This window comes from Streptomyces sp. NPDC050147 (genome assembly GCF_040660195.1).
Lineage (GTDB): Bacteria > Actinomycetota > Actinomycetes > Streptomycetales > Streptomycetaceae > Streptomyces.
Map to the genome: position 1 here is coordinate 1 of NZ_JBFALJ010000058.1, position 10,449 is coordinate 10,449.

Below are 10,449 nucleotides of genomic sequence, written 5' to 3' on the forward strand. Positions count from 1 at the left end.
AACGGCTCGATCCACTTCGGATCATCCGCTGACATCACCCCACCCATGCCCACTCAACGCCGCAGCAGCCACTTCAGTTACGGGACAACCTTTAGCACCCGAATCCGACCCACAACTGGACCTGGTGCCAGACCTCTTCCCGAACCTCGAACGCTTCTTCATCAACTGCAGAGGAACGCAGTCCGACACAATCGACATCACTCCCCTGGGCCGGATCAAGGGGCTCCGGATCTCCATCAGCTACGCAAGCAACGTCATCGGCCTCAAAGGATTCACCAGAGACGCAGTCGGGCTGTACCCACGACCCCGCATAGCGGGTACTTGACCCATTCGGCTCAGATACACGCGAACAAAGCTCTACCTGCCCGTGAAGACCCCGTCAGGCTGCGTGACCTCTACTCGCCCCGCTCTCTGTCAGGCATGCACTCTCCCAACAACCAGAACAAACGTCACTCATTCTCTCCCCCACCTCTAGATAATCGACATCACCGGCGAACGCGGCGTGGAGGCCATCTGCTTCGCCGACACCCGCGGCTCCCAGGTCGAGATCGTCCAGAACATCGGCCGCGCACTCCGCCTCAACAAAGACGGCAGCACGAAGACCGCGCGAATCATCGTGCCCGTCTTCCTGGAGCCCGGCGAGGACCCCACCGACATGATCGCCTCCGCCAGCTTCAAGCCCCTCGTCGCCGTCCTCCAAGGCCTGCGCAGTCACGATGAGCGCCTGGTCGAGCAGCTCGCTTCCCGTGCCCTGTCCCGCGGCAAGCACGCGCGCAAGGTGCACGTGAAGCGCGACGAGGACGGCCGGATCATCGGGGCCGGCGGCGGAGGTGACGGCGAGGACCAGGAGCAGGACGACACCGACGCCGCTGCCGAAGCGGCGCTGCTGCACTTCTCCTCGCCCAGGGACACGGCGACCATCTCGGCGTTCCTGCGCACACGGGTCTACCGGCCCGAGTCACTGGTGTGGCTGGAGGGCTACCAGGCCCTGCTGCGGTGGCGGGCCCAGAACGAGATCACCGGCGTCTACGCCGTCCCGTACGACGTCGAGGTCGAGGTCGGCGTCACCAAAGACTTCCCGCTGGGCAGGTGGGTGCACCAGCAGCGCAAAGCGCTGCGGGCCGGGGAGCTTGAGGACCGGCGCAAGGACCTCCTGGACGCTTCGGAGGCCGGGATGGTGTGGGAGCCGGGCGAGGAGGCGTGGGAGGCCAAGCTGGCCGCGCTCCGCTCCTACCACCGCGCGACCGGGCATCTGGCGCCACGTCAGGACGCGGTATGGGGCGAGAGCGAGGCCATGGTGCCCATCGGGCAGCACATGGCCAACCTGCGCCGCAAGGGCGGCCTCGGGAAGGACCCGAAGCGGGCCACCGCGCGCGCGGAGCAGCTGGCGGCGATCGATGGGGACTGGAACTGCCCCTGGCCACTGAACTGGCAACGGCACTACCGCGTCCTGGCCGACCTGGTCGACGCCGACGGCCACCTGCCCGACATCGCGCCCGGCGTCACCTTCGAGGGCGATGACATCGGCACCTGGCGATGGCGGCAACAGGAACCGGGCACCTGGGCGCAGCTCCTGCCCGAGCAGCGGGAGCGGCTGTCCGCGCTGGGCGTGCGGGGCGCCACCCTCCCCGTGACGGCCGCGGCCCCGAAGGAGCTCACCCCGGCGCCGTCCGACGCGGCCAAGGGTCCGAGGAAGGCCGGGAGCAAGGCGCAGGCGGCGTTCCAGCGGGGCCTGGCAGCCCTGGCGCAGTGGGTGGAGAAGGAGGGCCAGCGGCCCGTCCCGCGCAGCACGGTCGTGGAGATCACGGTCGACGGCGAGACCGAACCGATCGCAGTCCGGCTTGGCGTATGGGTCTCGAACACCAAGACCCGCCGCGACAAACTCACCACGGAACAGCACGCCGCACTCCAGAAACTCGGCATCGACTGGGCATGAGGCCGTCCGGCTGGCTGCGCACGGACTGACTCCTCTGCTTGACGCTGCTCGCTGTCATTCGGCCCTGGGGTCATAGGTTTTCCGGGAGTCTGGGGAGATGGTTCCCGGGGTGTTCCGTCTGTCTCCAGTCAGCGGGGAGATGACGTCGTCGTTCCTGTGCCGGATCGCTGCTCGCTACGGCCTGGAGGAGAAGGCCCTGCTGGCCTGCTGGCAGTGGCACGGGCAACGCCCTCGGCACCAGGGCGGCAGCCTGCGGGCGGATGCGGAAGTGCTGCTGGATGCGGCGGGCAGGCAGGCGCTGGCGGCATTGTCCGGGGCCGGGGAAGAAACGCTGGCGCGGGCACTGCCCTCCTGGGGGCAGGAAGATCCCAAGCTCGCGACAGTCGAAGACGGTGCTGCGCGGGCGCTGTGGCGGGCCGGGGGCACGGTGGTGGGGCCGGTGGCGTTCGGATGCCGTTTGTGCGCGGCGCGGCGTACCGGGGCCGCGGTGCGGGTGGTGCGGTACGCGCAGCGGTGGGAGCGGGTGTGTCTACGGCATGGGCGGTGGGCTCTGGACGCGGACGCCGAGCAGGAGTTGGAGTCTGTGGACCTGCGGGGCCTGCCGGAGGTGGTCGCGGCGCAGCGGCGGTGGCGGGGTGTGGCGCGGCGTGCGGCACGGGCCGGGGTGGATACGGGTGAGGTGTTCGGGCTGGCGTATGCGGTGGTGGGAGGAGGCGTACGGGTGGGAGCGGGAGAAGATCTGGCCGGAGCGCCTGCACTTGGTCGCCGGCGGGAACGCGGGGGTGGATCTGGAGCGGTGGCGGGTGGTGGGACGCGATCCGGTGATCTTCCCTGAGGTGGTGGCGGTGGCGGATGCACTGCTGGACCCGGTCATGACGGATCTGGTGTGGGCAGACAGCGGCGGTGAACGGCCTCGGCCGTTGCCTGCGGATGGAGAGTTCTTCCGTCGGCTCGGGGAGCGGGTGGGCAGGCCATGGCTGGGGCCGGTGGTCGCGGTCGACTACGGAAACCCGCTCATCGTATGGATGGGGACCGTGGTGCGCTTGCGTCGGCGTCCTGAGGGCTTGGTGGGTCCGTATGCGCGGTTCGACCAGAACCTGTGGTGGGTGCGGCAGGAACACCAGCCGTCGACGATGGCCGCCGGGCTGCGGGTGCTCGGCAGGGAGAAGAAGATGCCCGGGTCGGGGACGAACTGGCGGGCTGCGGTGCCCGCCGAGCAGCGCTTCGTGATCACTAATCTCCTTGGCGAGGTGGAGGAGCAGTTGCAGCAGTTGGGCGGCGCGCAGGTCGGCACCACCGCCGAGGTGACGAAGTCTTTGCTGGAGGGCCTGAGCCGTGGCGCGGATCTCCTCGACCAGGTGCTGCTACGGGTCATGGTGGCCGCGGTGAATGCCGGGGTGAGGATGGAGGAGGCGGCCCGGTGGGCGCGGCTGTCTGAAGAGGAGGCAGGAGAAGCCCTCGGCATGCATCAGGGCGCGGACGAGGAGTAGCGCCGGGTCCGGCGGGCGCTGCTTTTAGCGCATGCGATGGCAGTTGGTGATCAGAACCGTGAAACGTGTCCGGCGCGGTGGGGATGCCGGTGGGGTGGGGCGGGTGAGCGGCAGGAGCGTGGCGGGTAGCCCGCCAAGGGCTGGGCAGCGGGAGATGGCGGTCGGGGCGGGGTTCGAGGCCGTCTTCCTCGATCCGCTGGGGCAGGTGGTGCAGCAGCAGTGGGTGGCCGCTGCTGCCGCGGTGGCTTTCGAGGACCTGGATCCGGTGTCGGCGTTCCCCATCGTGCCGGGGCGCAGGTGGGGTCCGGGCCTGTGGTGGTCAGCCACTACGGGGCGGCATGTGGCGTCGGGGTCGCAGGCGATGCGGGTGCAGTTGATGGTGTTGGACCGTGACCGGCGGGTGGTCGGTCTGGCGGGGCGTCCGGTGCGGGTGGTGTGGCGGGACGCATCGGGGCGGGTGCGGTCGTGGGTGCCGCAGTTGTTCGTGCGGTACGCGGACGGAACGGGGATGCTGGCCGACTGCCCCAGCCATGCAGAGGGCGGCGGTGAGCGGGCCCTGAAGGCCGCGGCCGTGATGGTGGAGGCGTGTGCGCAGGTGGGGTTCGTCTACCGGCGCCTGGAACCGCTGGACGAGGTAGTGGGGGCCAACGTGAAGTGGCTGGCCGGCTGCCGCCACCCACGGCACCGGGGACGAACGGGGCTGCTGGAGGGGGTGGTGGACGTATTCGCGCGGCCGCGCCCGCTCATCGAGGGGGTGGCAGCGGTCGGTGATCCGATCGAAGTCCTGCCCGTCGCGTTCCACGCCCTGTGGTCGGGACTGCTGGCGGTACCGCTGGAGGTGCCGCTGCACGAACACGTCGTGGTCCGGGCCGAAGGCGGCAGCAGTCCCGACGCGGGCTGCGGGGAAGCGGAGTGAGCGGGGTACGGCGGGGCGGACGGCCGGTGGTGGAGGTCGGGGCGCAGATCCGTTTCAGCGGCGCACAGTGGCAGGTCGTGGCTTTCTCCCGGCAGGGCTTCCATCTGGTCGGTGAGGACGGGGCAGACCAGGTGGTGCTCGCCGGGCACCTGTTCGCCGACCCCGGCTTCACCGTCGTAGGCGCGGAGCAGATGCAAGCGGTGCCGCAGTGGGGGCTGTTCGAGACCGCCCCAGTCGCGGCACGGGAGAAGGCGCTGGCCTGGCAGCGGCACATCCGTGAGGTCGAGTCCGGGCTGCCCGGCGGGGCGGACAGCGGCGGGGTGGTGCGGGCCGAGTACGACCCCGGTCGGTGGACGCTGGCCGAGCGGGAGCAGGCCAAAGCTGCGGAGCTGACGGCGCTGGGCTTTGGGCGGGTGTCGCGGTCGACGGTGCAGCGCATGCGGCTGGCGTACCGCAAGCAGGGGTTGTGGGGGCTGGTCGACCAGCGCACTGCCCGCCGGCCGAAAGGCGGTGACGGCAACGCTGGAGGGCGTCAGGACGAGCGGGTCGTCGCCGCGGTCAAGGAGGTGCTGCGCGGGCAGCGGGGACGCTCCAAGGGCACCGTCAAAGGGCTGATGCCGCTGGTCGCGCAACTCCTGAAAGACCGGCACGGGGGTACGGTCGCGATGCCCGCGCAGGCCACGTTCTACCGGCTCGTCAACCAGCTCGCCCACCCTGCTGATCATCCGGCGAGACGCGTGCGCAATGCTCCGCTCACCGATGACGGGCGCAAGTTCACCCCGACCAGGGCGTTGCGGCCCGGGGAGCAGGTCCAGATCGACACCACCCGTCTGGACGTCCTCGCGCTGTACGGCGACGGAAGCGCGGGGCGCCCGGAGCTCACTATCGCGGTCGATGTCGCGACCCGCGCGATTCTGGCTGCGGTACTGCGGCCTGGTGGAACGCAGGCGGTCGACGCCGCCCTGCTGCTCGCGGAAATGGCCGTGCCGCACCCGGCACGGCCCACCTGGCCCGACGTCTTGCACTTCGCCCACAGCACGGTCCTGCCCGCGGAGCGGCTTTCGTCGCTGGACGAACGTCTCCACAAGGCGGCTGCCCGGCCGGTGGTAGTGCCCGAGACGGTGGTCGTGGACCGGGGGAAGGTGTACCTGTCGAAGGCGTTCACGGGCGCCTGCGAGACGCTCGGGATCAGTGTGCAGGCCGCACCGCCATTCGCCCCGACCGCCAAGAGCATCGTCGAGCGCACCTTCGGATCGCTCAACACGCTGCTCTGGCAGCACCTGCCCGGCTACACCGGCTCCGACGTCACCCGCCGCGGCCACGACGTCGCACGCGAAGCCCGTTACAACATCGCCCAGTTACAGCAGTTCCTGGATGAGTGGCTGGTGCTCTACCACCACCGCCCGCACCAGGGCCTTCGGCACCCTCTGCTGCCGAAGGTGGTGCTGTCGCCGAACGAGATGTGGGCGGCGTTGGTCTGCGTCACAGGCTATGTTCCGGTCCCGCTGAGCAGGAACGACTACGTGGAGCTGCTGCCGGTGCGGTGGCAGGCGATCACTGAGCACGGCATCCGGCTGCACCACCGCACCTACGACCACGACCTGCTCGGCCCCTCCCGGGGGCAGGACTCCGGTGTAGCGGCCCGGGGCGGGAAATGGGAAGTCCACACCAACCCGCACGACGTCCGCCAGATCTGGGTCCGCCTCCCCGGCCTCGGGCTCACCGAGATCCCGTGGATCCACCGCGACCACGCCCACCAGCCGTTCAACGACCGCATCTGGCAGTACCTGCAGACCCTCACCCCACGCCACACGGGCCACGACCGGTACGAGGCGGATCTGGCCGAAGCCCTCGACCAGCTGATGCGCCGCGCCCACGCCGGAGGGGCCACCGCCCGCGAGGAGTACCTCCTCGCCCGACAAACAACCGCCCGTACTCCCCTCCCCGCGCCAGGGGACGAGGGCGGGGCCCAGGACGCGGAACAGGGCGCGGCAGCCATGGAAGGGGAGGAGGACAGTCTCGACGGCCTCGACCAGGACGCGGAAGAAGCAGCCGAGGACGACGAGGCATGGGGCACTCCGGCCGTGCCGGTAGCCGGGTACGGGCTCTACGACGCCCAGGAGGAGGCCGACAAGTGGTGAGCGGCCACCGCCGGGAAGCAGGCAGCCCTGGGGCGCACGCGGAAGGAGGCGGACCGTCGGAACACGGCGCGGGCGCGGCCGACGCCGGCGGTACGGGTGACGCGCAGTGGCCGGTGACCACCTGGCGGGGCTGGCAGCACTTCGCCACCACCCCTCCCCCGCAGCCGCCCGCCCCTGGGGATGCGGCGCGCAGCGACGAGGAACGTCTGGCGTATCACTCCGCGTTCGTCACCGTGCGGACCCCGGCCATCGACACCCTGACGACCAGTGTGCGCACGCTGATGATCCTGGGCAGGCACCAGCCGACCACCGCCCGGCCCTCGCTGATCGTGACCGGGCCGGCCGCGGCCGGGAAGACCACCGCCCTCCTGCACGTCGGGCGGGCCTGCCACCTCGCCCACACCCAGCAGCACCCGGCACCGGACAGCCGCGTGCACGCGCCGGTGCCTGTCGCCTATGTGCTGGTGCCGCCCGCGGCGAGTGCGAAAACACTCGCGGGCGAGTTCGCCCGCTACCTGGGCGTCCCTGTCACCAGCCGCATGACGCAGGCCCAGATCACCGACGCCGTCTGCCACACCTACAACCAGGCCGGCGTACGCCTCGTCCTCATCGACGAGATCCACCGGCTCAACCCGCGCACCACGACCGGCGCCCAGACCGCCGACCTGTTGAAAGACCTCACCGAACGCATCCGGGCGACGTTCGTGTACGCGGGCATCGACGTGACAGACACGGCGTTGTTCTCCGGGGTACGCGGGGCCCAACTCGCCGCACGCGCCAGCCTGGTGGAATGCGGGCCCTTCCCCGCACGCCTCGGAAAGAGCGAACCGTTCCGCGAACTGATCGCCGGAGTCGAAACGGCACTCGACCTGCGGGCGCACCGCACGGGCACCCTCGCCCGGCACGCTGCCTACCTCCACCAAAGGACCGCAGGCCGGATCGGGAGCCTCACCCGCCTCATCCGCCAAGCCGCGATCACCGCCATTTTGGACGGCACCGAACGCATCACCAAAACCAGCCTCGAAGGCATCCGCCTCGACCACCAAGCAGAAACCCAGCACACCACACGAGGCCGCTAAAACCCGCCGATCTGAATACCCCTGACCAGCAAAAACCAGAACATACCTTTAGACACAGACACCCATCTGCGACAACACCCATAATCCTCACCGAAGTTGACACAGCAGCAGGCCAACCCACCCGTCACCCCACCCAAAACCGCCCCGGAGAGTTCTCACTCAAACTGCAACACCCCAGGCCATCCCCACACCCCTACCCCAACCCACACCAGAGCTGAATAGTAGCCGCCATCGTGCGCGGCCTCGATATCCCGCCGGGTGGCATTCCCTGGAATGGTCTGCGCGGGCAGGTGCACGCCGCGTGCGGAACCGGAAAGACCATCATCGCAGCGGCCTCCGCGAAAAGGATTGTGCCCAAGGGCCGCATTCTCGTGGTGGTGCCGACCCTGGATCTCCTGGCGCAGACCGTGAAGGCGTGGAGCGAGGCCGGGCACAAGGGGCCGGCGGTCATGGTGTGCTCGCCGCTGGACGACCCGGAGCTGTGGCACCTGGGGGTGCGGTCCACCACCAACCCCGTGCAGCTGGCTCTGTGGCACTCCACGGGGCCGGTGACCATCTACGCCACCTACGCGTCACTGGGCGCGCTCGTGGAGGCGTTCGAGGGCGCCTACGGGCAGAAGCTCGCCCCGGTGGACCTGGCGGTGGTCGATGAGGCGCACCGGACCAGTGGGTCGATGGGTAAGGCGTGGGCGGACATCCACGACCAGACGAAGATCCCGGCGCACCGCCGGCTGTACCTGACGGCGACGCCACGGATCTGGGAGGAGCGGCTGAACCGTGAGGTCGCAGAGGGGGTGCGTGATCCGCTGCCGCGTGAGATGGCGGCCTCGATGGATGACGAGAAGGTCTTTGGGCCGGTCCTCTACAGGCTCTCGCTGGCGTCGGCGGTGTCGCGGAAGCTGTTGGCGCGGTATCAGATCATCGTCCTGGAGCTCCAGGATCCGGTCGTGACGCCCGAGCGGCTGATGGGCGAGGAGCGGCACACCGAGGAGGTCCGCGGGCAGCGCTTGGGCGCCCTCCAGGCCGCGCTGCTGCACACGATGGCGCAGCACAACCTCCAAACCTGCATCACTTTCCACCACCGGACCATAGAGGCCGCGGCGTACGCGGAGGGCCTTCAGCGCGTGGCCAAGCGGCTGCATGCCGACCAGCCCGAGAAGTATCCGGCGGAGATTTGGGCGGACTGGCTGTGCGGGGAGCACGTCCCGGAGCGCCGGCGGGAGGTGCTGGGGAAGTTCGGCTCCACCGCCCGGCGGGCGGTGCTCTCGAACTGCCGTGTCCTGGGGGAGGGCGTGGACATCCGGGCCGTGGACTCCGTGGCCTTGCTGGACCCCAAGGGCGCGCCGCACGACATCGTGCAGGCGATCGGCCGCGCGCTGCGTCAGAAGCCCGGAGAAGGCAAGCTCGCCTCTTTGATCGTGCCGGTATTCCTCCAGCCCGATGAATCGCCGGAGGATATGTTCACCTCGGGTTCGTACAAGCCGTTGGTGAAGGTATTGGAAGGTCTGCGGGCTCACGATGAGGAGGCCGTGGAATTGCTGGCGATTCCGCAGGAGCCTCAGAAGGACGTCGCGCAGCCCTCCGAATACATTGGTGCCGCGCCCGGTGATGACGAGGAAGAAACCCGTCTGCTGCTCCGTTTTGCGGCTCCGCGTGATCCGGTGATGGTCGCGAACTGGGTCAGCTTCAACGTGATCGACACGGAGCGGCAGGACTGGGCGCGCGGCTGGGCGAAGCTCAAGGAGTTCGTTGAGCGTGAGGGGCACGCCCGGGTGCCGTACGAGCACAAGGAGGGCGTGTTCCCGCTGGGGACGTGGGTCGCGGAGCAGCGGCGGGCGTACGGGGCGGGGCAGATGAACGGCCGGCGCGCGGCGCGGCTGGAGAGGCTGGGCATGGCCTGGACGGCGGCCGACGCGCGGTTCCAGGAGAACCTGGCGGCGGCCCGGGTGTACTACGCGGAGCACTGGACGCTGTGCGCGCCCCGGTCGGCGGCCGCGCTGGACAAGCCGATCGGGCAGTGGCTGTCCAACCTGCGCCGTCCCGGCGCGCTGGCCGAACACCCGGAGTGGGAGGCCGCGTTGAAGGAGATCGACGAGGACTGGAACCCGGCGTGGCCCACCGAGTGGCAGCGGCACTACGCCGCGCTCCGCGAGCTCGTAGCCGACGAAGAAGGCCAGGCGGAGGTTCTGCCCGGGGTCACGGTCCACGGCATGGACATCGGGAAATGGCTCGCCAAGCAGCGGACGCCGAAGGTCTGGCAAGCCCTGACGGACGGGCAGCGTGAGCGCCTGGAGCAACTCGGCATCACACCGCTTTCCGTGGCCCCGGAGGCAGAGGTGCCCGCGAAGCCGTCCACGACGCCTGTGGGCGCCTTCGAGAAGGGCGTCGCGGCCCTGACGCAGTACAAGGCCCGCGAGGGCTCAGTGACCGTCCCACGGGGGCACGTAGAACGACTTGAGGACGGGACAGAAGTCCGACTTGGGGTGTGGATCATGAATCAAAAGGGGCGCCGCGCGAAGCTCAGCGTCGACAAACTCGCCGCGCTGGCCGACCTCGGGCTGGAGTGGGCGGCATAGCCACGGCCGCGTGGCAGTGGGCTGCCCGGACTGCGGGCCCCCAATGCGTTCAGATCTTGCGCTGCGGCACCAATACTCGATCACACATGCGCCATTCGGCGTTCTCTGGGTCCGGAATTCCCGGAGGAATCGACCTCCAAACAGCGCCATCGTCGTCCACCCACAGCAGACCAAGAGCGTGCAGATCGTGCACAGCTGCCAGGGCCTCTTCTTCGTCTAAAGGTTGTCCCGTAACTGAAGTGGCTGCTGCGGCGTTGAGTGGGCATGGGTGGGGTGATGTCAGCGGATGATCCGAAGTGGATCGAGCCGTT

6 protein-coding genes and 2 pseudogenes are annotated in these 10,449 nt (G+C 69.5%); 7 read left to right on the plus strand and 1 reads right to left on the minus strand.

The window, feature by feature from the left end:
* Positions 1-478: 478 nt before the first annotated feature.
* From AB0I94_RS41820 to AB0I94_RS41850, 7 genes and pseudogenes are all read left to right on the plus strand, one after another.
* A pseudogene (locus AB0I94_RS41820) lies at positions 479-1,936 on the plus strand (Helicase associated domain protein); the annotation flags it as partial.
* Positions 1,937-2,075: 139 nt separating this feature from the next.
* Positions 2,076-2,771 (plus strand): hypothetical protein, encoded by a 696-nt coding sequence (locus AB0I94_RS41825; RefSeq protein WP_363315068.1) that lies wholly within the window; start codon positions 2,076-2,078, stop codon positions 2,769-2,771.
* Complete coding sequence (locus tag AB0I94_RS41830; protein WP_363315069.1) at positions 2,719-3,426, plus strand: hypothetical protein; 708 nt, start codon at positions 2,719-2,721, stop codon at positions 3,424-3,426. The genes AB0I94_RS41825 and AB0I94_RS41830 overlap by 53 nt, the downstream gene beginning before the upstream one ends.
* Positions 3,427-3,580: 154 nt before the next feature.
* Positions 3,581-4,342 (plus strand): TnsA-like heteromeric transposase endonuclease subunit, encoded by a 762-nt coding sequence (locus AB0I94_RS41835; RefSeq protein WP_363315070.1) that lies wholly within the window; start codon positions 3,581-3,583, stop codon positions 4,340-4,342.
* Complete coding sequence (locus AB0I94_RS41840) at positions 4,339-6,483, plus strand: transposase (RefSeq protein WP_363315071.1); 2,145 nt, start codon at positions 4,339-4,341, stop codon at positions 6,481-6,483. Before AB0I94_RS41835 ends, AB0I94_RS41840 begins: the two co-directional genes overlap by 4 nt.
* Before the next feature lie 113 nt (positions 6,484-6,596).
* Positions 6,597-7,562 (plus strand): TniB family NTP-binding protein, encoded by a 966-nt coding sequence (locus tag AB0I94_RS41845; RefSeq protein WP_363315073.1) that lies wholly within the window; start codon positions 6,597-6,599, stop codon positions 7,560-7,562.
* Between the two features lie 233 nt (positions 7,563-7,795).
* Positions 7,796-10,138, plus strand: a complete 2,343-nt coding sequence (locus tag AB0I94_RS41850; RefSeq protein ID WP_363315072.1) for a Helicase associated domain protein — start codon at positions 7,796-7,798, stop codon at positions 10,136-10,138.
* 49 nt (positions 10,139-10,187) lie between these two features.
* Here the strand turns inward: AB0I94_RS41850 and AB0I94_RS41855 are convergent.
* Positions 10,188-10,449 (minus strand): annotated as a pseudogene (locus AB0I94_RS41855) (hypothetical protein); the annotation flags it as partial.